Annotated in this window: 26 protein-coding genes, 1 pseudogene and 1 riboswitch; of the genes and pseudogenes, 20 read left to right on the top strand and 7 right to left on the bottom strand. The window is 72.1% G+C overall.

Translation table 11 applies throughout. The features are described from left to right. Positions 1–91: 91 nt before the first annotated feature. Both HW130_RS03505 and HW130_RS03500 read right to left on the bottom strand, forming a co-directional pair. Entirely contained in the window at positions 92–1,120 is a 1,029-nt protein-coding gene (locus tag HW130_RS03505; protein WP_177147892.1) for an aminoglycoside phosphotransferase family protein, read from the bottom strand. A 141-nt stretch (positions 1,121–1,261) separates the two neighbouring features. Continuing rightward, positions 1,262–1,405, bottom strand: a complete 144-nt coding sequence (locus HW130_RS03500) for an alpha/beta fold hydrolase (protein ID WP_256355826.1) — start codon at positions 1,403–1,405, stop codon at positions 1,262–1,264. A gap of 297 nt (positions 1,406–1,702) precedes the next feature. Between HW130_RS03500 and HW130_RS03495 the strand changes: the two genes are divergently transcribed. Both HW130_RS03495 and HW130_RS03490 read left to right on the top strand, forming a co-directional pair. Further along, the gene (locus HW130_RS03495; protein ID WP_177147891.1) at positions 1,703–3,256 is read left to right on the top strand and encodes an alpha/beta fold hydrolase; all 1,554 of its coding nucleotides are present in this window, start codon (positions 1,703–1,705) and stop codon (positions 3,254–3,256) included. 78 nt (positions 3,257–3,334) lie between these two features. Then, positions 3,335–4,873: an alpha/beta hydrolase gene (locus HW130_RS03490; RefSeq protein WP_256355825.1), complete on the top strand. Its 1,539-nt coding sequence runs from the start codon at positions 3,335–3,337 to the stop codon at positions 4,871–4,873. Between the two features lie 259 nt (positions 4,874–5,132). Here HW130_RS03490 and HW130_RS03485 read toward each other — a convergent pair whose 3' ends face one another. Then, positions 5,133–6,434, bottom strand: coding sequence for an MFS transporter (locus HW130_RS03485; RefSeq protein ID WP_177147889.1), 1,302 nt, complete (start codon positions 6,432–6,434; stop codon positions 5,133–5,135). Next, positions 6,431–7,564, bottom strand: coding sequence for a PLP-dependent cysteine synthase family protein (locus HW130_RS03480; RefSeq protein WP_177147888.1), 1,134 nt, complete (start codon positions 7,562–7,564; stop codon positions 6,431–6,433). Before HW130_RS03480 ends, HW130_RS03485 begins: the two co-directional genes overlap by 4 nt. A gap of 3 nt (positions 7,565–7,567) precedes the next feature. Here HW130_RS03480 and HW130_RS03475 point away from each other — a divergent pair, with 3 nt between their 5' ends. The 9 genes from HW130_RS03475 to HW130_RS03435 all read left to right on the top strand — a co-directional run bounded on the left by HW130_RS03475 (position 7,568) and on the right by HW130_RS03435 (position 14,247). Continuing rightward, positions 7,568–7,975, top strand: coding sequence for a hypothetical protein (locus HW130_RS03475; RefSeq protein WP_177147887.1), 408 nt, complete (start codon positions 7,568–7,570; stop codon positions 7,973–7,975). A 628-nt stretch (positions 7,976–8,603) separates the two neighbouring features. Next, complete coding sequence (locus HW130_RS03470) at positions 8,604–8,741, top strand: hypothetical protein (protein ID WP_177147886.1); 138 nt, start codon at positions 8,604–8,606, stop codon at positions 8,739–8,741. Positions 8,742–9,180: 439 nt separating this feature from the next. Continuing rightward, complete coding sequence (gene dhaK / locus HW130_RS03465; protein WP_177147885.1) at positions 9,181–10,173, top strand: dihydroxyacetone kinase subunit DhaK; 993 nt, start codon at positions 9,181–9,183, stop codon at positions 10,171–10,173. 49 nt (positions 10,174–10,222) lie between these two features. Further along, positions 10,223–10,837 carry a dihydroxyacetone kinase subunit DhaL gene (dhaL, locus tag HW130_RS03460; RefSeq protein WP_177147884.1) on the top strand — a complete coding sequence of 205 codons (615 nt, stop codon included), beginning with the start codon at positions 10,223–10,225 and terminating at the stop codon, positions 10,835–10,837. After that, positions 10,834–11,247, top strand: coding sequence for a PTS-dependent dihydroxyacetone kinase phosphotransferase subunit DhaM (locus HW130_RS03455; RefSeq protein WP_177147883.1), 414 nt, complete (start codon positions 10,834–10,836; stop codon positions 11,245–11,247). Before dhaL ends, HW130_RS03455 begins: the two co-directional genes overlap by 4 nt. A gap of 94 nt (positions 11,248–11,341) precedes the next feature. After that, positions 11,342–11,539, top strand: a riboswitch (cobalamin riboswitch). A gap of 28 nt (positions 11,540–11,567) precedes the next feature. Next, on the top strand, positions 11,568–12,257 hold the full coding sequence (locus HW130_RS03450; RefSeq protein ID WP_177147882.1) for an energy-coupling factor ABC transporter permease: 690 nt from the start codon (positions 11,568–11,570) through the stop codon (positions 12,255–12,257). Then, positions 12,254–12,652 carry an energy-coupling factor ABC transporter substrate-binding protein gene (locus tag HW130_RS03445; protein ID WP_177147881.1) on the top strand — a complete coding sequence of 133 codons (399 nt, stop codon included), beginning with the start codon at positions 12,254–12,256 and terminating at the stop codon, positions 12,650–12,652. The genes HW130_RS03450 and HW130_RS03445 overlap by 4 nt, the downstream gene beginning before the upstream one ends. 6 nt (positions 12,653–12,658) lie before the next feature. Continuing rightward, entirely contained in the window at positions 12,659–13,408 is a 750-nt protein-coding gene (gene cbiQ / locus HW130_RS03440) for a cobalt ECF transporter T component CbiQ (RefSeq protein WP_177147880.1), read from the top strand. After that, on the top strand, positions 13,405–14,247 hold the full coding sequence (locus tag HW130_RS03435; RefSeq protein ID WP_177147879.1) for an ATP-binding cassette domain-containing protein: 843 nt from the start codon (positions 13,405–13,407) through the stop codon (positions 14,245–14,247). Before cbiQ ends, HW130_RS03435 begins: the two co-directional genes overlap by 4 nt. Before the next feature lie 351 nt (positions 14,248–14,598). On the opposite strand, the gene HW130_RS03430 is transcribed toward HW130_RS03435, so the two are convergent. After that, a complete protein-coding gene (locus tag HW130_RS03430) occupies positions 14,599–16,575 on the bottom strand; it encodes a heavy metal translocating P-type ATPase (RefSeq protein WP_177147878.1) in 1,977 nt (658 codons plus the stop codon). 123 nt (positions 16,576–16,698) lie between these two features. Between HW130_RS03430 and HW130_RS03425 the strand changes: the two genes are divergently transcribed. Then, positions 16,699–17,085: a metalloregulator ArsR/SmtB family transcription factor gene (locus HW130_RS03425; RefSeq protein ID WP_177147877.1), complete on the top strand. Its 387-nt coding sequence runs from the start codon at positions 16,699–16,701 to the stop codon at positions 17,083–17,085. A gap of 193 nt (positions 17,086–17,278) precedes the next feature. On the opposite strand, the gene HW130_RS03420 is transcribed toward HW130_RS03425, so the two are convergent. Continuing rightward, positions 17,279–18,031 (bottom strand): hypothetical protein, encoded by a 753-nt coding sequence (locus tag HW130_RS03420; RefSeq protein WP_177147876.1) that lies wholly within the window; start codon positions 18,029–18,031, stop codon positions 17,279–17,281. A 197-nt stretch (positions 18,032–18,228) separates the two neighbouring features. Between HW130_RS03420 and HW130_RS35605 the strand changes: the two genes are divergently transcribed. Then, the gene (locus HW130_RS35605) at positions 18,229–18,360 is read left to right on the top strand and encodes a hypothetical protein (protein WP_256355824.1); all 132 of its coding nucleotides are present in this window, start codon (positions 18,229–18,231) and stop codon (positions 18,358–18,360) included. A gap of 89 nt (positions 18,361–18,449) precedes the next feature. Continuing rightward, the gene (locus HW130_RS03415) at positions 18,450–18,665 is read left to right on the top strand and encodes a hypothetical protein (RefSeq protein WP_177147875.1); all 216 of its coding nucleotides are present in this window, start codon (positions 18,450–18,452) and stop codon (positions 18,663–18,665) included. 8 nt (positions 18,666–18,673) lie between these two features. Here HW130_RS03415 and HW130_RS03410 read toward each other — a convergent pair whose 3' ends face one another. Then, positions 18,674–19,678, bottom strand: coding sequence for an alpha/beta fold hydrolase (locus HW130_RS03410; protein ID WP_177147874.1), 1,005 nt, complete (start codon positions 19,676–19,678; stop codon positions 18,674–18,676). Positions 19,679–19,877: 199 nt separating this feature from the next. On the opposite strand from HW130_RS03410, the gene nagB reads away from it, so the two are divergent. The 6 genes and pseudogenes from nagB to HW130_RS03380 all read left to right on the top strand — a co-directional run. Continuing rightward, entirely contained in the window at positions 19,878–20,663 is a 786-nt protein-coding gene (gene nagB / locus HW130_RS03405; protein WP_177147873.1) for a glucosamine-6-phosphate deaminase, read from the top strand. Between the two features lie 527 nt (positions 20,664–21,190). Further along, positions 21,191–21,742: a transglycosylase SLT domain-containing protein gene (locus HW130_RS03400; RefSeq protein WP_177147872.1), complete on the top strand. Its 552-nt coding sequence runs from the start codon at positions 21,191–21,193 to the stop codon at positions 21,740–21,742. A 781-nt stretch (positions 21,743–22,523) separates the two neighbouring features. Continuing rightward, positions 22,524–24,374, top strand: coding sequence for a phage tail sheath C-terminal domain-containing protein (locus HW130_RS03395; protein ID WP_177147871.1), 1,851 nt, complete (start codon positions 22,524–22,526; stop codon positions 24,372–24,374). A 36-nt stretch (positions 24,375–24,410) separates the two neighbouring features. Next, complete coding sequence (locus HW130_RS03390; RefSeq protein WP_159694533.1) at positions 24,411–24,935, top strand: phage tail protein; 525 nt, start codon at positions 24,411–24,413, stop codon at positions 24,933–24,935. A 25-nt stretch (positions 24,936–24,960) separates the two neighbouring features. Then, positions 24,961–25,698 carry a hypothetical protein gene (locus tag HW130_RS03385; RefSeq protein ID WP_177147870.1) on the top strand — a complete coding sequence of 246 codons (738 nt, stop codon included), beginning with the start codon at positions 24,961–24,963 and terminating at the stop codon, positions 25,696–25,698. Then, positions 25,691–26,172, top strand: a pseudogene (locus HW130_RS03380) (hypothetical protein); the annotation flags it as partial. The gene HW130_RS03385 and the pseudogene HW130_RS03380, both read left to right, overlap by 8 nt.

The raw sequence follows: 26,172 nt of genomic DNA, 5'->3' as shown, positions 1-26,172 counted from the left end.
GTGTTCCGCTCGCACCACGGCCTGCAAGCCCTCTCGGGACAGGTCGGCATGCCAGTGACTCGCCGACGATTCCGGGGGGGTCAGCCGACCTCTAGGGTCGCTGTGCCGGGACGGGCTGAAGTGCGGGCCAGCGAACGAGCATGCGTCGGCGCATGCCGGCGGTGAGGCTGCTCACGCCGCTGAGAGAGGTGTCGCCGGCCGTCATCCGGCTGACGACCCCGAGCCGGTGAAGGAGCCGCTGCCGGGCGGTCGCGGTGCCCCACGTCCAGTCCCGGTGCGGAATCCGGGCCAGGTGATCAGTGCTGTCGCGGCGTGCCCGCTCCACCAGCGCGTCGCCGCGGAGCAGCCAGCCGGCGCACGCGTCGGCGAGGCCGTCCTGGGCTTCGCAACCGGTGACGGTGCGCCACTCCTTGCGGTATGCGCGCTCCGCCCGTTCCAGCAGCGGCTCCGACGCCGAAGTGACACACCAGCAGGTCGGAAACCCGATGCGCAGATAGGCCAGTTCCATCGAGCCGCTGCCCAGTGACGCCTGCTCGAAGTCCACGAATCTGATCCCCGCGGCGGTGTGGAGATCGTTACCGGGACAGGGATCCCCGTGCAGAAGGGCATGCCCGGATGCCCGGTCGAGCCGGTTCACGAGGTCATGGAGTTCGCCGGACACGCCGGACGGGACAGGAGCCTCCAGAGCCCCGGCCAGTCGCAGGAAGGACTCGACATCGGCCTGGTCCGGGCCCTGCCAACGGGGAAGTACCCCAACGTCCTCCGGACGGGCGGTGGCATGCAGTCGTGCCAACGCGGCTGCGTAGTCGACGATCCAGTCGCCGCGCGGGCGTCGGTGATCGAGATGCTCCAGCACCAGGACCCGCTCGTCGGGATCGACGGCCAGCAACGCGGGCACGACGGGAGTCTCGGCTCGGGCGGCGAGCCGCAAGGCGGCCACCTCGCGGGCGTATCGCTCGTCGGCATCAGGGCCGTCGACGATCTGCTTCACCACCGCCGTCGCCTCGGGCAGCTCGACGCGCCACACGCGCGAGCGAGGGCTGCTGCCCAGTCTTCGAGAGCGCCGGGGCGATCCCAGCTCGGCCCGTAACGCGTCCCCGAACGGCAGTCGCGACCCCATGGGCTCATCCTTCCACGCGGCCGAACGAGCGTGGGGCCACTGGGCGCGACCAGCCCCCTGGCTCACGCCGCCGAGGACCGCCACGGCGCAGTGACCGCGGCCGTGGAACCGGCCGCGACGCCGTTCCGTGCGCCGGGCCCTTCAGTGGGTGAAGAAGTCGATGGCGAGCCGGTTGAACTCGTCGAACTTCTCGGACTGGGCCCAGTGGCCGCAGTGCGGGAAGACGTGCAGCCGGGCGTGCGGGATCGTCTTCAGGGCGAGGAACGCACCGTCGACCGGGTTCACCTGTAGTCGGACGAGGCGAGCTACTCGACGGGCTCGGAGTTCGTGGTGGACGGCGGATACGCCAGCCAGTCAACGGCTGAGCAGCATGAGCAGTGCCTGGGCGGTTCAGATCACGACCGGCGGTGGGGCGATCGCGTCACTGCGGACGGCCGGGGGCCGCCCGTGCCACGGGTTGCGACCGCTCCGCGTGCGCGCGAACGCGCCGCCCGGTAGCGTCGAAAAGGCGCGTTCCGCCCAAACCGCTGGGGCCCTGGGCCGGCAGGGCCGCCGCCGATGTCGGCAGAGGAACGAGATCACATGCCACAGCACAGCATCCACGCGATGACTGCCGCGGCCGCTCTGGTCTGCCTGGCAGCAATCGGCCCCACACCCAGCAGTGCCGCGTCACCACCCGCCCGGTCCGCGGGGCCCGGCGCGGCAGCCCCGTCCCGGTTCGTGCCCGGCCCCTGTCCGAAGCCGCCCGAGCCCATCGCCGCGCTGAGCGGCGCACGGTGCGGCTTCCTCGAGGTCCCCGAGAACCGCTCCCGCCCCGGCGGCCGGACCATCAAGCTGGCCGTGGCGGTCATTCCGGCTGCCACCCCGGCGAAAGCCGCACAGGACCCTGTGGTCTTCATGGCGGGAGGCCCCGGTGCCGACGCGATCGACGACATCCCCTTCCTCGTCGACTCCGGCCTGAACAAGGACCGCGAGCTGATCATCATGGCCCAGCGCGGAAACCTCTACTCGCAGCCGAACCTCGCCTGCCCGGAGGTCGACCGGTTCAACGCGCAGGCCGTGGGCCTGCCCTATGACGCAGAGCCCACGGAGCAGCGCCTGCTGAAGGCGGTGAAGGAGTGCCGGGGCCGCTTGGCGGCCGACGGCATCGACCTGAGTGCCTACAACACCACTGAGAACGCCGCCGACTTCGCCGACCTGCGCAAGGCGCTGGGCATCCCCCGGTGGAACGTCTACGCGTACTCCTACGGCACCGACCTGGCCCTCACGTACCTGCGCAGGCACCCCGGGGGAATCCGCGCCGTGGCGCTCGACTCGCTCGCACCTCCCCAGACCGCGACCCTGCCGTGGACATGGAGCAGCGCTCAGGAGGGGATCCGCAACATCTTCGAGGCGTGCGCGGCGGAGCCCCGCTGCAAGGACCGGTACCCGGACCTGCCCCGGATGCTGACGTCGCAGGTGCGCAGGCTGGAGGCACAGCCCCTGACGCTGAACGTCCCGCCGCCGAGCGGAGGAAAGCCGGTCAGGGTCGTCCTCGACGGGGGCGCGCTGCTGAACCTGGTGGTCGGCAACGCCGTCCCGGCCAAGGACGTCCCGGCGGCGCTCGAGGAACTCAGCCAGGGACGCCCGGAGCGCTTCGCGCAGGCCCGCGCGGCGGGCTCGGTCCAGAACGTCGGCGCGTTCGCGCACGGACTGACGGAGTCGGTGGCGTGCAGCGAGTGGGCGCCGGGGTACTCGGAATCCGACGTGCTGAACGCAGGGCGCCGGGCCTTCCCGGGGTGGCCGGACACGGTCCTGGCCCAGCCGCCGCAACTTCCCTTCCAGTACGCGGCGTGCCGGGTCTGGAACGTTCCGGACCGCGCGTCCGTCCAGCGGGTGGCCACGGCCGGCGCGGTGCCGGCGCTCGTGGTCTCCGGCACGTTCGACATGAAGACCGGGGCGAGTTGGGCGCGGGACGTGGCCCGTGACCTGTCCCGCTCGACCGACGTGCAGGTTCCGGGAATCGGCCACTGGGTGGTCCCGCAGTCGCCTTGCGCACAACGCGTGCTGGCCTCGTTCCTCGCTCGCCCGACCGCGCCCGACACCGGTTGCGTGGACGGCCTCGAGCCCAAATCGTTCACGATCATCCCGAAATGACCGGGAGGGCAGATGTCACGCCACCGAGCCCCCAGTCGTCGCCGTCCCGTACGACGACTCCAGGCCACTTCGGCCGGCATGGCGACCGGTCTCCTCATCACCGGGCTGCTCGCAGCGCCCGCACAGGCGCAGCCCCGCACCGGCACCGGGACCGGAGCGCCGATCGGCACGGCCGCTCGGACGGTGGGCGACGCCGGCTTCGAACCGGGCCCCTGCCCGAAGACGCCGGAACCGATCGAGGCGCTCGAAGAAGCCCGCTGCGGAACGCTCACCGTGCCCGAGAACCGCGCCGAACCCAGCAGTCGAACGATCGAACTCGGTGTCGCGATCGTGCCCGCCGCGGCCGACACACCGAAACCCGACCCCATCGTGTGGTTCGCGGGCGGACCCGGAGACGACTCGGTGGGGGAGGCGCAGATGGCGGTCGACGGCGGCCTGAACCGCGACCGTGACGTGATTTTCATGTCCCAGCGCGGTACGTACTCGGCCGACCCGGCGCTCCTGTGCCCCGACATCGACCAGTTCAACGCACGCGCGGTCGGCCTCGTCTACGACGCTCCGTCCACCGGGCGTCTGCATGTCGAGGCCACCAAGGCCTGCCGCGACAAGCTGGCGGGCCGCGGGGTCGACCTCAGCGCCTACAACGACACCGAGAGCGCCGCCGACTACGCGGACCTGCGCACCGCGCTGGGCATCGAGAAGTGGAACGTGTTCGGCATCTCCTACGGCACCCACCTGGCGCTGGTCTACATGCGCCTGCACCCCGAGGGGCTCCGCTCGGTGGGCATCGACGGCATACTGCCGCCGTCCAGAGCCGGGTCGGCCCTGACCTGGAGCAGCGCCCGGCAGGGCTTCGACGGCCTGTTCAAGGCCTGCGCGGAGCAGCCGGCGTGCAATCGGCGCTATCCGAACCTGTCGGCCACTTTCGACCGGCTCGTCCGTGACCTCGAAGCCGATCCGGTCACGACCACCGTCAAGCCCCCCGGCAGCCCGAAGCCGGTGAAGGTCGTGCTGGACGGCGGAGCGCTGGTGAACTGGATGACCTCCGCCACCCATGTGGCGCCCCAGGTGCCCCGCGCCCTCGACGAGCTGGCGCACGGCAAGCCGCAGCGGATCGCCCAGCAGTGGGCGGGCGGCAAGGTCAGCCCCCAGGCCATGGGAAGGGTTTCGCACGGTCTCGCCTACGGCGTCTTCTGCAGCGCGTGGACGCCGTACGAGAGCCGGGAAGAGGCGCTCCGGGCCGGACAGGAAGCGTTCCCGTCGTTCCCCCGCTCGGTGCTGGCCCAGGCTCCGCAGCTCACCTTCCTCCGTCCGGACTGCGAGGTCTGGAAGGTCCCCGCGGCGCCGGCCACGATCCGGGACGTCACGCGGAGCGACATCCCCACCCTCGTCGTGTCGGGCGGGTTCGACTCCCAGACCGGGGCGGACAACGGGCCGTACGTCGCCCGTACGCTGAGCCGGGCCAAGGTCGTCACGGTCCCCTACGAGCCGCATGTGGTGTTCGCCTCGTCGGAGTGCGCCCAGGAGATCACCGTGTCGTTCTTCGACACCCCGGCCGCGCCGAAGACCGGATGCCTGAACAGCCTGGAGCCGCCCGAGTTCGAGATCGGGCCCTGAAACCACTCGCGGTGAGACATCGGGCGGCCCCTGGGTGTCGAAACCTCTCCGCTCCCCTGCCGCGCACGGCAGCCCATCGGCTATGCGCCGACCTGCTCACCGTGCGCGGCAGGGGCGGCCTGGGCGGCAGCCGCGGCCGACTTGTCACTGCGCATCACGAGCAGGTGACGAGACCCCCGATCGCTGCGATCGCTGCGGCGGCGATGAACGCGGCGCCGAAGCCGTCGGTGGGGGCGGAGGCCTCAGGCAGACACCACCGTTACGCCACCGCCGGTTCACGCCGGCCTGTGGGGGCAGGCGGAGCCAGTCGACCGGTGCGGTGCATCCCGTACACCGCCGCGGCACACCCCAGGCCGAGCATGAACAGCGCAGCCCAAGGCAGGGCGGGCAGGCCGGCGGTACGGGCCGCGTCCAGAGCAGCTCCTGTGAGGAGGTTCCCGATGGTGATGCCTACACCGCAGACGGTGTTGTAGAGCCCGTAGTGGGTTGCGACGAGGCGGTTCCCGCAGAGGCGGACGATGGTGTCCATCTCGAAGGGGTACGCGATCATCGTGCCGAGGGCCAGCAGCAGGGCCGACAGGGCGGGAGGCACCGCCGCCATCAGCCACAGCCCGAGGCCCTCGTCCGGTACGGGTACAGCCGTCGCCACCAGCAGGGGCACGAAGGCAACTCCCATGGCCAGCAGGCCCCACGTGAGCGCATGCGCCGGTTCCAGCCGGGCCTTGCACCAGGCGGTCACCCTCGTCTGGCCGACGATGGTGCTGAGCCCCGAGACCGCGAACAGCGCCGCGACTGCCGCCGTGCCGAACTCGCCCTCACCTCCAAGGCGACGCACCTCCAACGGCAGGGCGAGATAGACCTGGAAGGTCATCACGTACGAGCCGACCATGGCGAGGGAGAACAGCAGGAAGGGCCGGTTGGCGATGATGCTCCGCCACTGGGCCAGAACACTCTCCCGCCGTTCCTCGGTGCCGGTCCCACCCTCAGCCCGGCGTGCGGGCAAGGCGCGCACCTGCACCATGGCCAGGACGGCGAAGACAGCCGCCGCGGTGAGGCACGTGACGCGGAAGTCGATGCCCGTCAGCACCATGCCGACCAGTGGGCCGAGGAGGATGCCCGCCTGGTAGAAGACGTTGAAGAGCGCGAACGCCTCGACCCGGCGTTCTCCCGCGTCCGCGGCGAGGTAGGCGCGGGAGGCCGGGTTGAACAGGGCTCCCGCGAGACCGGTCGCGGCGGACGCCGCGATCAGTGCGGGAACGCTGTCGACCAGCCCGAGGGTCGCGAACCCGACGATGCGCAGGGCGAGTCCGGCGATGATCATCGGCTTGTACCCGAAGCGGTCCGCCATGGTGCCGCCGACCAGGAACATGCCCTGCTGACTGAAGTTGCGCACCCCGAGGATCAGCCCGACCAGCCAGCCTGCCAGGCCGAGCGGTCCTGCCAGGTGAGCGGCGAGGTAGGGCATCAGCATGTAGAAACCGAGGTTGATGGTGAACTGGTTCACCATCAACAACTGGACGCTGCGGTCGTACGTTCGGACCTGCGCGACGGTGCCCTTCACCGGTCCCCCTCGGCGTCGATGCTTTCAGGCTTCTCGCCCGTGACGTCGTCCTGAACCAGCGCGAGGGGGTCGACCACTGCGGTGCAGCGGGTCCACCTCGTCACCTCCTTCTCGTCGAGGCGCCCGATCACCTCTGGTTCCTGCGCCGGCGGGGAGTCGAGAAGACCGTGGGCAGCGCAGTAGTCGTCGTCGTACACCGTGCCGAGATACCGTTGCGGCCCGTCGGGGAAGATCGCGGCGATCCGGGCGTCGGCGGGCAGGGACCGGGCGAGCCATCCGGCGACCAGAGCGACGGCGCCGACGCTCCATCCGCCGGTGGCGTAGTGGGACGCGGCGAGTCGCCGGCAGGCCCACACCGCTTCGGCCGGGGCGACCCAGTGCACCTCGGTGAAGTTGTCGTAGGCGACGTTGCGCGGATAGATGCTGGAGCCGAGCCCCCGCATGAGCCGGGGCCGAGCCGGCTGGCCGAAGATCGTGGATCCGATGGTGTCCACGCCCACGAGCTTCAGCTCCGGGTAGAGCTGCTGCAGGACACGGGAGACGCCCGCCGAGTGTCCCCCGGTGCCGACGCTGCACACCAGTACGTCGATGTGTCCGAGCTCTGTGGCGAGCTCCAGGGCCAGCGGGGTGTAGGCGGCGGTGTTGTCGGGGTTGTTGTACTGGTCCGGGCACCAGGAATCGGGGTGCTGCAGCATGAGCCGGGCGACGCGGTCGCGTCGGGCCTGCTGCCAGCCGCCGGTCGGGTGCGGCTCGGAGACGACGTTGACCTGGGCGCCGTAGGCGGTGAGCAGGCGGGTCATCGACATCTCCAGGCCCGGGTCGGTGACCAGGGTGACCGGATGGCCGTACACCATTCCGGCGAGGGCGAGCCCCAGTCCCAAGGTCCCGCTGGTGGACTCGATGATGCGTGCGCCGGCCTTCAATTCGCGGCGGGCGCGGGCGCGTTCGACCATGTGCAGACCCGGCCGGTCCTTGATGCCACCGGGATTGAAGCCTTCCAGCTTCGCCCAGAATCCCCGTCCTTCGTGGGCGAAGGGTTCACCTACGCGGAGCAACGGTGTGTTGCCGACCAGGCCGGAGAGGGCGGCGCGGCCGGGCCTGGTCAGGTGTGTCGTATCGGAAGAGTGCATGAGATGGCTCTCGCCTTTCATGAAGTGTGTGTGGCGGCCTGGCTGTCGCGCATCACGCGGGCCCGGGGGCGTTCGTCGGCCCCCACGGGCGCGCGCGTTGCGGTTGAGGACGTGGCCTATGTCCGCCACTGGCACAAGGCGCACAGAGTCGAGCGCCCTGGGACAGCTCTTTCGGTGCCCGACGGCGCAGGCCGGGGCGCCTCGTGGTGCGCCGCGGCCCGCCTCACCGTCGCCAAAGCCGCCGGCTTCGTGATGTCGGTCGGCTGGATGCGTGATTGCGGGCGGGCTACCCCCTGGGGCCCGGAACCGGAGGACGAGCAGGACGAATCACCCGGCGTCACGGCACGCGGCGGCGGTGATTGCGCCGAGAAGGCCCGCGCAGCAGCCGATGCCACGGAGGCTGCGCTGTGATCGTGACCAGCCGCATGCGCCGGTCGAGCACAGTCGAGCGCGGTCAGCAGCAGCATGCTCAGAAGCAGGACCAGCAGCTGCGGTCGGCGGTGGACGGCATGCGGGTGTGACGGGATACGGAATGGCGAACGCACGGTTCCTCCGCAGGCGGCCGTCGGACGCCAGGGGCGCGTCGGACGGTGGGCAGGAATGGGGCAGGTTCAGGACATCGCCGCAGAGGTCGGTCGCACCGGCGGTCTCGGGAGCCGGTGCCGCTCACGGCAATGGCCGGCCTCGTCACGCCTCAGGAACACGGATGAGAGGGCGTCACGGGGGCGACGGAAAGCCGCGTGGATCCTAGATCTGAAGAACTGTGGCTCTTATCGCCGTACTGGGCAGAGGTCGGGCCGAGGGGGCGTCACCGAAGCCACCCGAGGCAGGGCGGCCCAGAACGGGCGTCCCTTGCTCCATCAGCGCGCAAGCACGCGGAGCTGCCGGAACGGGCGTCTGCTCGGGCTGGCCCGGCACACAGTCCTGAGCCGCGTGCGAGGGGCCGTGTCGGCCCCCGTGATGGTCCATCGGTCCGTGGGGAGCCGCATGCCGGTCGATGCCGGTCGATGCGGACACAGCCGCCCTGTGGAGGTGACCGGTGATCCCGTCCATGCTCACGCCGTGCGCGTACACGAAGGCGAAGAGCGTGATCGCCACCCACAGCAAGCGCAGCGGACCCGCAGAGGAGCGGGCCCGCGGCATGCGGGAAGTCGACCGAGCCGTGACCATGCCGTGATCCTAACCACTCGCCTTGCCCTCCGCCCGCCACCAAGTCCCCCACCGCCCGCGATTGGCCGGAATCCGGCGCGCGGACGGCAACAGTCCTGGCCGGGAGGAAGCGGATCAAACCCTTTGTCTGCCGATGCGGCGCATGTGCGGTCGGATGGAGCTGCGCATCCAGGGGAACGGCCCGGATACGGCGGTCGGCGATCGACGCGTCGTTTCGTCTTCCTGCGCGTCTCTTCGATACTGGGTGCGGCAGCCATCAACGGCGACAACAGGACAGAAACGTGCCTGACGGGCAATCAGGAAAGCCGGCATCGAGTCAGCAGCCCCGCCGGACACCGACGGACGTCGCCACCGGCCGCCAAGAGCCACCACCGCCTGCCCATCGACCTGCTGACCAGGTAAGACCCTGCTCAAGGCCCTAGCTGGAACTCCCCCAGGAGGAACCGTTGAGAATGCTCATCAACGTCCCGGAGACCGTCGTCGCCGATGCGCTGCGCGGGATGGCCGCCGCGTATCCCGACCTCAATGTCGACGTGGACAACCGCGTCATCGTCCGGCGGGACGCACCGGTCGCCGGCAAGGTCGCCCTCGTCTCCGGGGGCGGGTCGGGGCACGAGCCGCTGCACGGCGGGTTCGTCGGCCCCGGGATGCTGGACGGAGCCTGTCCGGGCGAGGTGTTCACCAGTCCCGTGCCGGACCAGGTCGTGAGGGCCGCCGCCGCTGTCGAGAGCGGTGCGGGGGTGCTGTTCGTCGTGAAGAACTACACCGGCGACGTGCTCAACTTCCAGATGGCCGCGGAGCTCGCCGAGGACGAGGGCGTGCGGATCGCCACCGTGCTGGTCGACGACGACGTCGCCGTGACGGACAGCCTGTACACGGCGGGCCGTCGCGGCACCGGTGCGACCCTGTTCGTGGAGAAGATCGCGGGCGCCGCCGCCGAGGAGGGCGCCCCGCTGGAGCGGGTCGAGTCCCTCGCCCGCCAGGTGAACGCGTCCTCCCGCAGTTTCGGCGTCGCGCTCAGCGCCTGCAGCACTCCCGCCAAGGGCGGTCCCACCTTCGATCTGCCCCCGGGGGAGCTGGAGTTGGGCGTCGGCATCCACGGCGAGCCGGGCCGGGAGCGGAGGGCGATGATGACCGCGCGGGAGATCGCGGACTTCGCCGTGGGAGCGGTCCTCGACGACCTGCGCCCCACCGGCCCGGTCATCGCCCTCGTCAACGGGATGGGCGGCACCCCCCTGCTGGAGCTGTACGGGTTCAACGCCGAGGTGCAGCGGGTGCTCACCGAGCGCGACGTGGCGGTGGCCCGCACGCTCGTCGGCAACTATGTGACCTCGCTCGACATGGCCGGCTGCTCGGTGACGCTGTGCCAGGTGGACGAGGAGCTGCTGCGGTTGTGGGACGCGCCGGTGCAGACGCCCGCCCTGCGGTGGGGACGCTGAGCCTCGCCCCGCCCCCTGCCGCACCGATCATCCGAACCGAGGAGTTCTCGTGCTCGACGCCGCATTCTTCCGCCGCTGGCTCACGACCGCCGCCGCGGCCGTGAACCGTGAGGCCGACCGTCTGACCGAGCTGGATTCCGCGATCGGTGACGCCGATCACGGCACCAATCTCCAGCGCGGGTTCGCGGCCGTCGTCGCGGCGCTGGACAAGGAGCCGCCGGCCGCGCCCGGAGCGGTACTGGTCCTGGCGGGACGGCAGTTGATCTCGACGGTCGGTGGGGCCTCCGGGCCGCTGTACGGGACGCTGCTGCGCCGTGCCGGCAAGGCCCTCGGCGACGACGCCGAGGTGAGCGCGGGGCAGCTGGCCGAGGCGCTGCGGGCGGGCGTCGCGGCCGTGGCGCAGCTGGGCGGGGCGAAGGCGGGCGACAAGACGATGCTGGACGCCCTGGAGCCCGCGGTGGCGGCGCTCGGTGACAGCACGGAGTCGTTCGCCGCGGCCCGGGAGGCGGCCGAGCAGGGGGCGCTGGCGACGGTGCCGTTGCAGGCGCGCAAGGGCAGGGCCAGCTATCTCGGCGAGCGCAGCATCGGGCACCAGGACCCGGGGGCGACGTCGTCGGCGCTGCTGGTGGCCGCGCTCGCAGAGACGGCGGAGGCGGCCGTATGAGCGACACCGCTCAGCGGGTCGGGATCGTGCTGGTGTCGCACAGCGCGGACGTGGCGCGCTCGGTCGCCGCACTGGCGCGGGGGCTCGCGGGCGGCGGGGAGCTCGCGCCGGTCGCCGCGGCGGGCGGCACGCCGGACGGCGGTCTCGGCACCAGCTCGGAGCTGGTCTGTGCCGCGGCGGCGGAGGTGGACCGCGGCGCGGGCGTGGCCGTTCTGGTCGATCTGGGCAGCGCCGTGCTCACGGTGAAGGCCCTTCTCGCCGAGGGCGACGAACTCCCCGACGGCACCCGGCTCGTGGACGCCCCGTTCGTGGAGGGCGCGGTGGCCGCGGTGGTGACCGCGTCGGCCGGGGGCGACCTGGACGCGGTGGAGGCGGCGGCCTCGGAGGCGTACGGGTACCGCAAGGAGTGACGGGAGGGGTGCGTGCGGCCGGGTGTGGCGAACGGCTCACCCGGCCGCGGGCCGGTGCACCCGTGCGCGGCTTGTGATGTCGCTGGTCGGCGCACTACTGTCACGGAGCCTTGGTGTTCGGGAAACCGGTGCGGTACCGGTGCGGCCCTCGCCACTGTGATCGGGAAGTCCGGCTCCACCCCTCAGGGGAAGTCACTGGGCCACCGCGGGGAGAGCGCGGTGCCTGGGAAGGCGGAGTCACGGGCGGCATGACCCGTCAGCCAGGAGACCGGCCAGGGCGCGTTGTCCATCCACGAGGTGCTGGAGAGGGTCTCCCGACCATGCATATAGCCGAGGGGTACCTGCCCCCGTTGCACGCCGCCGCCTGGGGCGTCGCTGCCGCCCCGTTCGTCGTCCACGGTGTACGAGCCCTGACGCGCGAGGTCAAGGCCCACCCCGAGTCCACCCTGCTGCTCGGCGCCTCGGGCGCCTTCACCTTCGTGCTGTCCGCCCTGAAGATCCCGTCGGTGACCGGCAGCTGCTCCCATCCGACCGGCACCGGGCTGGGCGCGATCCTGTTCCGTCCGCCGATCATGGCGGTGCTGGGCACGATCACCCTGCTGTTCCAGGCCCTGTTGCTGGCGCACGGCGGCCTCACCACGCTCGGCGCCAACGTGTTCTCCCTGGCGATCGTCGGTCCCTGGGCCGGTTACGGGGTCTACCGGCTGCTGCGGCGGTCGGGCGTCCCGCTGATGGTGGCCGTGTTCTCCGGCGCGTTCATCGCCGACCTGTCGACGTACTGCGTCACCAGCGTGCAGCTCGCGTTGGCCTTCCCCGACCCGAGCAGCGGAATCGCGGGCGCGCTCGCCAAGTTCGGCGGCATCTTCGCGCTCACGCAGATCCCGCTCGCGGTGAGCGAGGGGCTGCTCACCGTGCTGGTCATGCGCCTGCTCAGCCAGTCCAGCAAGGGCGACCTGGCCCGTCTCGGCGTCCTCGTCCCGGGCGCGAAGAAGGAGGCCGCGGTCCGATGAGCCGTAACGCGAGGATCAATACGCTGCTGTTGCTGGCCGTGGCGGCGCTGGCCGTCCTGCCACTCGTACTGGGGCTCGGCGACCACAGGGAGGAGCCGTTCACCGGCTCCGACGCGCAGGCGGAGACGGCGATCACGGAGCTGGAGCCGGACTACGAGCCGTGGTTCTCCCCGCTGTACGAGCCGCCGTCGGCCGAGATCGAGTCGGCGCTGTTCGCGCTCCAGGCCGCGCTCGGCGCGGGGGTACTGGCGTACTACTTCGGCCTGCGCAGAGGACGCAGGCAGGGTGAGGAGCGGGCCGCGGCGCGTGCGGGCGCCCTCCGGGAACAGGCCGCCGTCGAGGCGCCCGGAGCGGAGCCCGGCAGCGGGGACGCCCCGGCCGCGAAGCTGCCGTAGGCGCCGATGCTGCCGATCGACGCGGCGGCGCACAGCAGTCGCTGGCGCCGCCGCCATCCCTGTGAGAAGGCCGTGCTCGGGCTGGGGCTGACGGTGACGGCCGTGTGCCTGCCGCCTTGGCCCGGCGCCGTTCTCGTGGCCGCCGCCTCCCTCGCCGTCCTGCTGGGCCCGGCCGGGGTCGCGCCCCGGCAGCTGTGGCGGGCCTTCCGCATCCCCCTGGGGTTCTGTGTCACCGGGGCGCTGCCGCTGTTGTTCGCCGTGGGCGGCGCCGCGGGGCCGGTGGCGTTGGCGCCCGACGGTCCCGAGCACGCCGCCGCGTTGCTGCTGCGGACCTCGGCGGCATCGCTCGGGGTGCTGCTGTTCGCGTTCACCACGCCGGTCTCCGACGTCCTGCCCCGGCTGGTGCGGGCGGGCGTGCCGCCCGCGGTGGTGGACGTGGCGCTGGTGATGTACCGGATCAGTTTCCTGCTGCTGGACGCGATGAGCCGGGTCCGCCAGGCGCAGGCGGCCCGTCTCGGCCACACGAGCCGGGCGGCGGCGTGGCGTTCGCTGGCAGGGCTGGGGGCGACCGCGTTCGTCCGCGCCTTCGACCGGGCCGGCCGGCTCCAGGCCGGGCTCGCCGGACGCGGTTACGACGGCACGCTGCGGGTCCTCGTGCCGCGTGCGTCCGTGTCGCGTCCCTTCCTCGCCGCCGTGGCCGCGCTGCTGGCAGGCATCGTGCTGCTCACCCATCTGCTGGAAAGGTTCGTCCTGTGATCGTTGAGCTCGTCGACGCCGGTTTCGCGTACGAGGACGGGCCCGTCGTGCTGAGCGGCGTCGGCCTCGCGCTCCAGGAGGGCCGCTCCACGGCTCTGCTGGGGCGCAACGGCAGCGGAAAGACCACGCTGCTGCGGCTGTTGAGCGGCGGGCTGCGCCCGGCGACGGGCCACGTCCGGCTGGACGGCGAGCCGGTGAGGTACGACCGTGCCGGGCTGACCCGGCTGCGGACGAGTGTGCAGCTGGTGGTGCAGGACCCCGACGACCAGCTGTTCGCGGCGTCGGTCGAACAGGACGTGTCGTTCGGCCCGATGAACCTCGGACTGCCGCAGGAGCAGGTACGCGCCCGGGTGGACGAGGCGCTGGCGGCGATGGACATCGTGGCGCTGCGGGACCGGCCGACGCATCTTCTCTCGTACGGACAGCGCAAACGGGCGGCGATCGCGGGCGCGGTGGCGATGCGGCCGCGCGTGCTCATTCTGGACGAGCCGACGGCGGGGCTCGATCCGCACGGCCAGGAGCGGCTGCTGGAGGTGCTGGGCACGCTGGGCGCGTCCGGTACGACGGTGGTCATGGCGACCCACGACGTGGATCTGGCCCTGCGCTGGGCGGACGATGCGGCCGTCCTCGCGCCGACGGGCCTGCGCACCGGTCCCGTCGCGGAACTGCTCGCGGACCGGGCCCTGCTGGACGCGGCGCGCCTGCGGAGGCCGTGGGGCACGGCGGTGGCGGAGCTGCTGAAGTCGCACGGCCTGCTCGCCCCGGAGGAAACGGGGCCCCGCACCCCGGAGGACCTGTCCCACTGGGCGGCGGGCCCGGCCAGGGCCGGCACGGAGTAACCCCGCCGCACGTGGCGGGCCGCCGCGCGCGGCCCCGGGTCCGGAAAAGCGGGGACGGCGGCCCGTGTCACCATGGCGGCGACGCGCCTGGCCGGGACGTCGGCCCGGACCACCTACGGACGCACCCCGGCCGCCGGTCGTCGGACCGCCCAGCCGACGCATGCCGGTCGGGCCGCCGGAGCCGACGACTGTCCGGCGCGCACGGGAGCCGACGAATCGGCCGCCGTACAAGTTGGCGGAGCGCCCGCCCCGGGTCAGGGACGCCGGAGCCGGTGGTCCGCCCGGACGGTGCACCGGGCCCATGGGTCTGCCGGACCCGCCGCGTACGGCGCGGGTGCCGCCCCCGCGGTGTCACGCCCCCGTCGCCTCGCGCCAGGACGACTCCCGCATCAGACGCAGGCCGTTGAGGGCGACCAGGACCGTCGAGCCCTCGTGCCCCGCCACTCCCAGGGGCAGCGGGAGGTGGCCCGCCAGGTCCCACACCACCAGCACGCCGATGCACACCGACGCGATCACGAGGTTCTGCACCACCAGTCTGCGGGCCCGGCGCGAGAGGGCCACCACGGCCGGGACCGTGGCCAGTTCGTCCCGTACGACCACCGCGTCCGCGCTCTGAAGGGCCAGGTCGGAGCCCGCGCGGCCCATCGCGATTCCGGTGTGGGCGGCGGCGAGCGCGGGCGCGTCGTTCACGCCGTCGCCGACGATCAGCACCTTCTCCCCCGCCTCCTGCCACGCGCGCACGGCGGCGACCTTCTCCTCGGGCAGCAGGCCGGCCCGTACGTCCTCGATGCCCGCCTCGCCGGCCACCCGCGCGGCCGCGCGGGCGTTGTCGCCGGTCAGCAACGTCGGCGTGCGGCCCGTGATGCGTGCGAGCGCGGCGACCGCCTGCGGCGCCCCGGACCGGAGCCGGTCGTCGACGGCGAGCACGGCCACCGGCACCCCGGCGGCCTCGACGAGGACGGCCGTACGGCCCTCGGCCTCCACCTCGACGGCCGCCGCGCACTCCTCGGCGAGCAGCGCGGCGGGGCTTCCCACCCGCACCGTGCTGCCGTCGACGCTCGCCGAGACGCCGCGTCCGGGCGTCGACGCGAACTGCCGCGCCCCCGGCAGCCGCAGCCCGCGTTCACGCGCGGCCGCGACGATCGCGCGGCCGAGCGGGTGCTCGCTGTGGACCTCGGCGGCCGCGGCGAGGGCCAGCGCACGGTCCTGCGTGACTTCCGTGCCCGGCAGCACGCGCACCTCGGCGACGCGTGGTGAACCCTCCGTCAGCGTGCCGGTCTTGTCGAGCGCGGCGCGGTCGATCTCGCCCAGACGCTCCATCGCCACGGCGGACTTGACGAGCACTCCGTGGCGTCCGGCGTTGGCGATGGCGGAGAGCAGCGGCGGCATGGTGGCGAGCACGACGGCGCACGGCGAGGCGACGATCATGAAGGTCATGGCGCGCAGCAGGGTGCTCGTGAAGTCGGCGCCGAAGGCGAGCGGCACGGTGAGCAGGGCGAGTGTGGCGACCACGACACCGGTCGAGTAGCGCTGCTCGATCTTCTCGATGAAGAGCTGGGTGGGCGCCTTGGTGGCGCTCGCCTCCTCGACCATGGCGACGATGCGGGCGATGACCGACCGGGCGGCGTCCTTGTCGACGCGGACGCGCAGGGAGCCGGTGCCGTTCAGGGTGCCCGCGTAGACGGTGTCACCGGCGCGGCGGTCCACGGGCAGGGGTTCGCCGGTGATCGTGGCCTGGTCGACCTCGCTCGCGCCGTCGATGACCGTGCCGTCCGCGGGCAGCCGCTCTCCCGGCCGTACGAGGACGGTGTCGCCCACCCGCAGGTCGGCGACGTCGACCGTCTCCCACGCCTCGGACCGGTCGCCCGCGAGGCGTGCCGCACGGGCCGGGGCGAGGTCGAGCAGTCCGCGGACGGAGTCGGCGGTACGCCGGGTCGCGAGGGCCTCCAGCGCGCCGGAGGTGGCGAAGATGACGATGAGGAGACCGCCGTCGAGATACTGCCCGATGGCTGCCGCGCCGATCGCGGCGACCACCATCAGCAGGTCGACGTCGAGTGTCCTCTCGCGCAGGGCCTGAAGGCCCGCGAGGCCGGGCTCCCAGCCGCCGGCCGCGTAACACAGGGCGTAGAGCGGTCCCCAGGCCCATGCGGGCGCGCCGGCGAGGTCGAGCGGCAGGGCGCACAGGAACGCGGCGGCGGACAGGGCGGCCCAGCGGACCTCGGCCAGGGCGAACAGCCGGGTACGCGGCCGGCCCGGTGGTGCGGCGGGCGGCTCGGCCGGCCGTGCCGTGGGCGCGGGCGCGGTGGTCGGCGAGGTCGGGGGAACCATCGGGACACCTCTTCTCGGGGCTCCGGGCAGGGCGGAGCCGTCTCGGCTGACGCCCTTCACCATAGCGGAACACATGAAGAGGTCTTCATTCGTACGGCTGAGCGCACGGCTACGATGTGCTGCATGGGACACGGAGTCAGCAGCGGCATCACACCGGCCGCCCACCTGGACGCGGACTCCGCGGCGACGATCGCCGCCACTCTCCAGGCCCTGGCCACCCCCTCGCGGCTGATGATCCTCACGCGGCTGCGCCAGGGGCCCTGCGGGGTCACCGAGCTCGCGGACGCGGTCGACATGGAACAGTCGGCGGTCTCCCACCAGTTGCGCCTGCTGCGCGCCCTGGGTCTGGTCACGGGGACCCGCCAGGGCCGCCGGATCGAGTACAGCCTGTACGACACGCATGTCGCCCAGCTCCTGGACGAGGCGGTCTACCACATCGAGCATCTGCGTCTGGGAGCCCGCGACCTGCCGGAGCCGGAGGCTGCCGAGGACGGCGCCGACCGCGCCTGACGCCCTGCCACGCCCCGGCGGGCACCGCCCGGCCTGTCCCGTCGGCACAAGGACTCTCCGGCCGAGCGGGTCCACGCGGACGGCGCGGCCTTTGAGATCCGGCCGATCACCTGCGGCGGCCGGTACGCGAAGGACACCGGCTACGAGGGGAACGTGGTCGCGTCCACCCGGCTGGTCGCCGTGGGCTGAGCGGTCACGTTCCCGTCGCGTCGGGCGTGCGGAGCATCCGGAGGAATGCCTTCAGCCCGGTGATGATCTCCTCGTTGTCGGTCAGGCGGTTGACGGCGGACTCGAACTCGCGCCCCATCGCGGCGATCCTTTGGTCGGCCTCGTCGGCCCGCGCGAAGACCGAGATGCCCAACGCATCGACGGAGCGCCGCAGTTCGGAGACGGTCCGGTACTGCTCCTCGGCCTTCTCCTCCAGCACCCTCGTACCGGCATGGAGATGCGCGACCTGCCGGCGCAGCTCCACGACGTCGTCGCGGGGGTGGGTCACGTCCTTCAGCAGCACGCCGAGGCGGCGGCGCAGCTGGGTGAAGTACGCGCCCGCGGGCCGGAAGAACGTGCTCACCAGGAAGAAGCCGGCGAACCAGTAGCCGGCCGCGTTGCCGGTGGCCGCCGTCAGCGCCACCAGCAGGCCCGCGGTCACGACGTGCCCCGCGACGGCCGCCCGCAGCGTCGTGCGCGCGATGCGCGCGGCCTCGGCGTCCCGTTCCCCGGACACCTCCAGGCCCTTGCCGCGGCTGATCGCGATCTCGGCCAGCACGGAGTGGGCGCGGAAGTACAGGTTCCAAGGCACGGTCAGCAGGACCAGGAGCCAGAGCAGGCCGACCACGCCCGCCGCCGTGCCGAGGACGACGGCGGGAGGCGCGCCCACCGCGTACGCCAGTGCCAGCGCGCCCGCGAGCGCGGCCGCCGCCAGTGCCGCTGCCAAGAGCTTCCCCATGCCGTCCCCCTGTCGCCGCCGCGCGTCCGGTGTCCCGCCGACATCGTCCGGCTCCGGCGGACACGGGGCATGAGTACGACTACTCATCCCTGCGCTCTCCCCCACGGGCCGCCGGCGTGTCGGTGCGCTGTCGGCGGCGTGTCGGCAGCCGCTGCGACGGTGTCACCCGATCCCCTCTCCCCCCGTCCGGAGACCAGATGTCCCAGCCCCTGCCGGTCCGTCACCTCCACGTCGTCACCGCCCGGCGTCCCACCCCGCACATGGTCCGCACCACCTTCGGCGGTCCCGGCCCGGACGATGTGCGCCTGGAAGCCCCGACCAGCAGGTGACGTTGCACGGGTCGCTGCCGTCCGTCGCGGCGGAGGCGCGGCCGGTCCGTGGGCCGGGTGTGTCAGGGGGGACTGGCAGACTGGAGCGCATGTCAGCCCCCCGCCGGTTGTGTCCGAAGTGCCGCCGCGAGATCGCCGTCGTGGCGGGACGGTTCGCCCGCCACGACCCCTCCGGTGCCCGCTCGGGCGCGGAGTTGGTCTCCTGTCCCGGTTCGCGGCGTCAGGCGCCGGTCGCTCCGGCGCTCCAACCGTCGCTGGACGGCCGCTTCGTGCCGGAGTTCCCCGGGCAGTTGCCGCTGTTCTGACGGTGCGCTCAGGTCGCGCTGCGCTCGTTCGCCGGGTCGGGCGAGTTCCGGGCACCGGCGCCCGCGGCCCGCAGCAGCTCACGCCAGCGTTCCCTGTCCCAGTCGGCGGGCTCGGTGGTGGCGACGAAATCCTCGACGAGGGCCAGGAAGCGCATCGGGTCGGTGTGGAACGGGAAGTGCCCCGCCCCCTCGAAGATCTCGAGTCGGCTGCCGGGCATCGCGACATGTGCCGTGTGGGCCTGGTCCACGGGCACCACGCTGTCGCGTGATCCCCACACCAGCATCACCGGCATCCCCTCGGTCAGGTAGCAGCGGTCGAGCATGGTCACCACCTGCCCCCGCCAGTCGACGACGGCCCGCAGCGTCCGGATGAACGCGCTGCGCGCGGTGGCGTCGGGAAGCGCGTCCACGAGGCCGAGCAGCTCCGGGGCGTCCTGCCCCAGGCCGGTGTCGAGTCTGCGCATCAGCTCGGTGCACAGCCGCATCGCGTGGCGCATGCCGGGCAGGCGCAGGCCGGCCAGCAGCACCTCGGCGCCGGGCAGGGACACGGCCCGCAGCACGGGGTTGACCGTGCGGCCCACTCCCCCGGCGCTCACCAGCACCAGGCGCTCGGTGCGCTCGGGGAACTGGTAGGCGAACTGCATGGCCACCCCGCCGCCCAGCGAGTGGCCCACGAGGGTCGCCCGGTCGACCCCGAGGACGCCGAGCAGGTCGCGCATGCCGTTGGCGTAGGCGGCGACCGAGTAGTCGGCGCGGGGTTTGCCGGACGCGCCGTGACCGAGGAGGTCGGGGGCGATGACGGTGTGGCGGCGGGCCAGGGCGGGGACGAGGTCGGTCCAGGTGGCCGAGGAGTCCCCTATGCCGTGGATGAGCAGGAGCGCCGGGCCCTGACCGGCGATGCGGTAGGCGCGGCGGTAGCCGTGCACCGTCAGGTGGTGCAGTCGCACGTCCGCCGCCGACACGGGGCGCAGCCGGCCCTGGGGCGGGGACGGGGACGTCTGGGGCGGGAGCATCGACGGCCTCCTGCTGACGAGGATCTCGTCCGAGCGTAGAACCGCCGTCGCACGGGGAGTTTCCGCCGGGTTTCGCCCGGGATACGTCTGCGGGGTCCGCCTGATCACCGGCGCGTAACCGCTCTCTCCAGGAGACAGGATGCCCTCCGCCGGGTAGATTGGTCTACACCACTGAGCGCTTCAGAGAACAGGGATCTTCGTGGAAGTTGTCATCGTTCCGGACTCCGCCGCGGGCGGCGAGCTCATCGCCGAAGCCATGGCCGACCTGCTGCGACGCAAGCCCGACGCCCTCCTCGGCGTGGCCACGGGGTCGACCCCGCTACCGGTCTACGAAGCCCTCGGGGCCAAGGTGGCGGCGAAGGAGGTCGACGCCTCCCGCGCCCGGATCTGCCAGCTCGACGAGTACGTGGGCCTGCCCGCCGGGCACCCCGAGTCCTACCGGTCCGTCGTCCTGCGCGAGGTCGTCGAACCGCTCGGCCTGAGCGAGGCGGCCTTCATGGGCCCCGACGGAGCCGCCGACGACGTGGCGGCGGCGTGCCTGGTGTACGACCGCGCGCTGGCGGAGGCGGGCGGGGTCGACCTCCAGCTGCTGGGCATCGGCACGGACGGCCACATCGGCTTCAACGAGCCCTGCTCCTCGCTCGCCTCGCGCACCCGGATCAAGACGCTGACCGAGCAGACCCGCGTCGACAACGCCCGCTTCTTCGACGGCGACATCGAACAGGTCCCCCACCACGTCATCACCCAGGGCATCGGCACCATCCTGGAGGCCCGTCACCTGGTACTGCTGGCGACCGGGAAGGCCAAGGCGGACGCCGTGGCGCTCGCGGTCGAGGGCCCGCTGTCCGCCCTCGTCCCCGCCTCCGCCCTGCAGCTCCACCCGCACGCGACGGTCGTGGTCGACGAGGCCGCGGCCTCCAGCCTGAAGCTCGCCGACTACTTCCGGGCCACCTACGCGGCGAAGCCGGAGTGGCAGGGGCTGTAGGCCTGTACACGACACGGAAGGGCCCGGCCGGATCGGCCGGGCCCTTCCCGTTCCGCCGTCGGCGGCCCGCGCTCGCGCCGGCCGCCCCGGTCGACGGCTCCCGCTGAACTCCGCGTCCGCCCGCGCCTGATCCGGGGCCGGGCCGGCGGCGCCGACGGGCGACGCCTCCCTCACAGCGAGTAGCGCAGCTGCCCCGCGTCACCGGCCCTTCTGTGATGCCGGGCATAGGAGCCACGTCACTTCCTAAAGGCGATAGTGGAGCCGACGCCTGTCGACCCGCGGGACAAACAGCCCAGAAGCGTCTCTTGGCGACATTGCTCTGTAGTGGGGTAGTAGGTCACATTCTTGCGCGCGGTTCGAACCGCCCCTAACCATGGCTGACGTTCCGGGGAGCCAACGCCGGGACCGGGTGAAATCCCACCCGGTCGACCGCTCCGGCCCCGAGGCGGAGACCTTCTCCGCCGCCCGCCGATCGCATCGACGACCGGCCTCCCCATGACGTCCCCCGTTTGGAGAGTTCCTTCCGTATGACCGCCGCCACGCAGACCACCGCCAGCCGCACCGCCCGCTTCCGCAAGCTCTCTGTCACCGGCCTGGCCACGGCGGGCGCCGCAGCACTGGCGCTGACCCTGGCTCCCTCGCCGGCGCAGGCCGCTCCGGCCACGGAGAGCGCGTCGAAGGCCACGGTCGCGACGGCCGAGGTCGCGCCGACGAAGAAGGACAGCCCGAAGAAGGCGAAGAAGGCCAAGAAGGTCTACGCCGACAACCTCGACGGCTGGATCAAGGAGGCGCTGGACATCATGAAGTCCGAGGGCATCCCCGGCACCTACGAGGGCCTGCACCGCAACATCATGCGGGAGTCCAGCGGCAACCCGAACGCCCAGAACAACTGGGACGTCAACGCTCAGAACGGCACGCCGTCCAAGGGCCTGCTCCAGGTCATCCAGCCGACCTTCGACGCCTACCACGTCGACGGCACCCCGCACGACCTGACCGACCCGGTGGCCAACATCACCGCGGCCGCGAACTACGCCGCCGACAGGTACGGCTCCATCGACAACGTCGACTCCGCCTACTGACACGTCCTTCTGAACCGTCCCGCCGGACCGTTCGGCACTCCGCGGCCCCGCCCCTCACGGGCGGGGCCGCGTCGTCGTCGCGGGACGGCGCCGACGACGCCGTCGCGTCCGAGGTGACGTTGTCCCTCGAAAACGCCCGGGCCGGCAGCCGTCGGCGGGAAGGAACTCCTCGCGCGGCGCCCTGGGTTGACCGCTTTCCGGCCGCGTACGCAGCAGCTCCCTTCCGGCGGCGCTCCGCGGCGTGATCCGGTCGGCACGCCGGAACGGTTGGGCGTGATGCGGCCAGACCGGGAAAGACGATTCCGACATGGGGGACCGGTTTTGACGGCGCGCACGCGGGCACGCCCCGCCGCACCGGACAGAATTCCGACACAATCCGACGCATCAAGGACACAAGGCGGCGCGCCGGAGCATTTTTCGATCGGCCGGATTCCGACCATGGCCGACGGAATTGTGTGAAGCCCTTGTGAATTACTCTTCATATCCGGTCACCCACATGGCCCTGACCATGCCGATTAACCCACCACTTCATTCACGGTTGCGTTCGGGCGGATGACCGAATCGGTCCCTTGACCGGCACTTGAGCGACGAACGAGACTCGCAGAGGCACTCATGTACCAGGGGTCACAGACGCATGCGCATGCGCATGGCCCCTGAGACCGATATCGCACGGGGTGTGTGGCGGGGGAAAGTGAAGAGCTCGTTCGTTGCGTCCGCATGCGCGGACATCTGCTTCACGTCCTCTCCTCATTTCTTGGTGCGCAAAGGGAATGGAGGGGGAATGCCGACGCACATGGGCTATCCCGGCGTATACATCGAAGAACTTCCCAGCAGTGTCCGTACCATCGCCTCGGTCACCACATCGGTGACCGCGTTCGTGGGCCACACCCGCCGGGGTCCGCTCAACCAACCGGTCCGCATCACCAGTTTCGCGGACTTCGAGCGCCGCTTCGGCGGTCTGACCGCCCAGAGCGCTGTCGGCTACGCGGTGCACCAGTTCTTCGGCAACGGCGGCACGGTCGCGGTCGTCGTACGCGTGGCCAAGGCCGGCACCGGCGAGGAGGCCTGCGTCACGCTCGAGTCCACCGAGGGGCGCAGCGAGTGCCCGGTGCTGGAGGTGCACGCGAAGGAGCCCGGCGTGTGGGGGTCGGGCCTGCGGGTGGCCGTCGACCACGACACCCGTACCCCGGACGAGACGTTCAACCTGCACGTCCTGGACGCACGCGGCGACGCGCGCGAGTCGTTCACCGGTCTGTCGATGCACTCCGGGCACGGCCGCTTCGTCGAGACCGTCGTGAACGCCGGATCCTCTCTCGTACGCGTGAAGGCGCTCGACGAGGACAGGCCCGATCCCTCCGGCACGGTCTCCAAGCCGTTCGCCGCCGACCTGCCGGACCTCCACGTCGAGCTGAAGGTCAAGATCGGTGACGTCGAGCGGGAGTTCACGCTCTACGAGCCCGACCGCGACGGCGAGCCGCCCACCGACGTCACCGAGCTGGCCCTGCTGCTGGAGCGCAAGCTCCGGGCCCTGCCCGACGCTCCGGGCAAGCACGCCTACGCCGGCGCCGAGGTCACGGCGTTCGGACGCCGGCTCCAGGTCGTCGCCGGGTCCCTCGACCCGGACGACGTGGTGCGCTTCGTCGGCGAATGCGCCAACGACCTGGGCCTGGAGGCCTCGGTCAACCCGCCGGTCTTCGCACTCCAGGGCGGCAAGGACGGCGACGCCCCCGGACCGCGCGACCTGATCGGCAGCGAGGCGGACAAGACCGGTCTGCAGGCGCTGCGGGACGTCGACGACGTCAACCTGCTGGCGCTGCCGGAACTCGCGGCCTACGAGTCGACGCAGGACATGGTCACCGTCGTCTCCGCGGCGCAGCAGCTGTGCCGGGAGCGGCGGATCTTCCTGCTCGTCGACTCGCCCTCCACCTGGGGCAGCGTCGACGCGGCCCGCGCCGGCATCGGCGCGTTCGACACCGTGCGCAGCGACCACGCGGGGCTGTACTTCCCGCATCTGCAGCTCACCGACCCGCTCACGGGCCGGATGCGGGCCTTTCCGCCGTCCGGCGCCGTCGCGGGTGTCATCGCCCGCACGGACGGCGAGCGCGGTGTGTGGAAGGCGCCGGCGGGCACCGAGGCGCGCCTGGCCGGGGTCCGTTCGCTGACCGTGCGGCTCACGGACCGTGACAACGGCCTGCTGAACCCACTGGGCGTCAACTGCCTGCGCACCTACCCCGTCGTGGGGCCGCTGGTGTGGGGCGCGCGGACGCTGGCGGGTGCGGATGCCCTGGCGAGCGAATGGAAGTACGTGCCGGTGCGCCGGCTCGCGCTCCACATCGAGGAGAGCCTGTACCGCGGACTGCAGTGGGTCGTCTTCGAACCGAACGACGAGCAGCTGTGGCAGCAGATCCGGCTGAAGGCGTCGGCGTATCTCAACGACCTGTTCCGGCAGGGCGCTTTCAAGGGCGGCACGCCCCGCGAGGCGTACTTCGTGAAATGCGACAAGGACACCACCACCGAAGCCGACATCGAGCGCGGCGTGGTGAATGTCGTGATCGGAATCGCTCCGGTCAAGCCCGCGGAGTTCGTGATCGTCAAGATTCAGCAGATGGCCGGCCAGTTCGACCTGTCGTAGTCGCAGGCCCGAGGAAGAGGAACACAAAGGAAACCGATGGCTGAGTTCCAGGTAAACGCCCATCGTTTTGACCCCTACAAGAATTTCAAGTTCCTGGTCCTGTGGGACGGTCGAACGGTCGCGGGCATCAGCAAGATCAGTCCGCTCAAGCGCACCACCGAGGTGGTCAAGCACCGCCACGGCGGCGACCCCAGCTCGCCGCGCAAGTCCCCGGGCCGCTCCGAGTTCGAGGGAGTGACCCTGGAGCGCGGTGTCACCCATGACCCCGAGTTCGACCGCTGGGCCAACAAGGTCTGGCAGGTCGGGGCGGGGCTCGGCTCGGAGGTGTCGCTGCGGGACTTCCGCAAGGACATCATCATCCAGGTCCTCAACGAGGCCGGGCAGGTCGCCGTCTCGCACAAGCTCTACCGGGCGTGGGTCAGCGAGTACCAGGTCCTCGGCGAGCTCGACGCGAACGCCAACGCCGTCGCCATCCAGAGCGTGAAGCTCGAATGCGAGGGCTGGGAGCGGGACTACGAGGTGCCGGAGCCCGTCGAACCGTCCTTCACGCACCCGGCCTGACCGCCGGGCGCGACGGGGAACAGGGGTGGGACCCACCGAGCTGCTGGCCGTCTGGGAGGCCGGCCTGGCGCAGCGGGCAGCGGAGCGATCGCTGCTGCTGCACCGGGCCGCCCGCCCGGCGGCCACCACCGACGAGCTGCTGTCGGTGCCGGTCGGAGAACGTGAGGCGGATCTGTTCGCGCTGCGCCGGGCGTTGTTCGGCGAGCGCATGCAGGTGCGTGTGGAGTGCGGGGCGTGCGGCGAGGCGATGGAGTTCGACCTCGACGCGAGCGTGCTGGGTGCGCGGAGCGCGCTGCCCGAGGGGCCGCTGCGTGTGGCGGACGGCGAGTGGGTGGTCGAGTTCCGGCTGCCGACCGTCGCCGACCTCGCGGCGGCCGCGACGGCGTCCCGCCCGGACGGGGCGCGCCGCAGGCTGGTGACCGGCTGCACGCTCCTGGCGCTGCGGGGCGGCGAACCGGTCGCTCCGGAGGAACTGGCATCGCTGCTGCCGGAGCGCGTCGAGAAGCTGATCGCCGAAAAGGCGGCGGAGGCCGACCCGACGGCGGACGTGACGCTCGACGTCGCCTGCCCCGAGTGCGGCGAGGCCACACCGGCCGAGCTGGACATCACCTCCTATCTGTGGACCGAACTCGACACCTGGGCACGGGACCTGATGCTCGATGTCCATCTCCTCGCCTCCGCCTACGGGTGGAGCGAGCCGGAGATCCTGGCGCTCAGCCCGCTGCGGCGTCGTTACTACCTGGAGCTGTGCGCAGATGTCTGACTACTTCGACCGGCTGCTGGCCCGGTACACGCCGGTGGGCACGGCCACCGGCGCGCCCGTCCGGGTGCGGCCTCGGCTGCCCGGTCCGTTCGAGCGCGTGGAGGCGCTGCGGTACGGGCCGCCGGACCCCGACGAGCCCGCGGCCCTGATCCCGACGGCGCACGTGCCGCCGGCCGCACCCGCCGCGACGGTGCGGCACGAGCACGACGTACGGACGGAGAACCGCACGGTGGTGCGCACGGAGCGGACACGGGGAGCAACGACGGATCCGGCACCTGTCCGGCCGGCCCCCGAGCCCCATCTGCGGCCTGCCGCGCCCGTGCCGTCCCCGGTACGGGCCGCGGCGGAACAGGCGCCGCGCACCCCTCGCCGGGACCGCGCGGCGCGGGACACCGGTGACGCGGCCCCACGGCCCGCCGCCCCGGCGGCGCGGGAGCACACCGCTCCCGTGGCCGCTGCACCGGCGGCCGCGCC

The sequence above is a fragment of the Streptomyces sp. PKU-EA00015 genome (assembly GCF_013387495.1).
In the GTDB taxonomy this organism is placed as follows: Bacteria; Actinomycetota; Actinomycetes; order Streptomycetales; family Streptomycetaceae; genus Streptomyces.
This window is presented reverse-complemented; position numbering and strand designations above follow the sequence as displayed.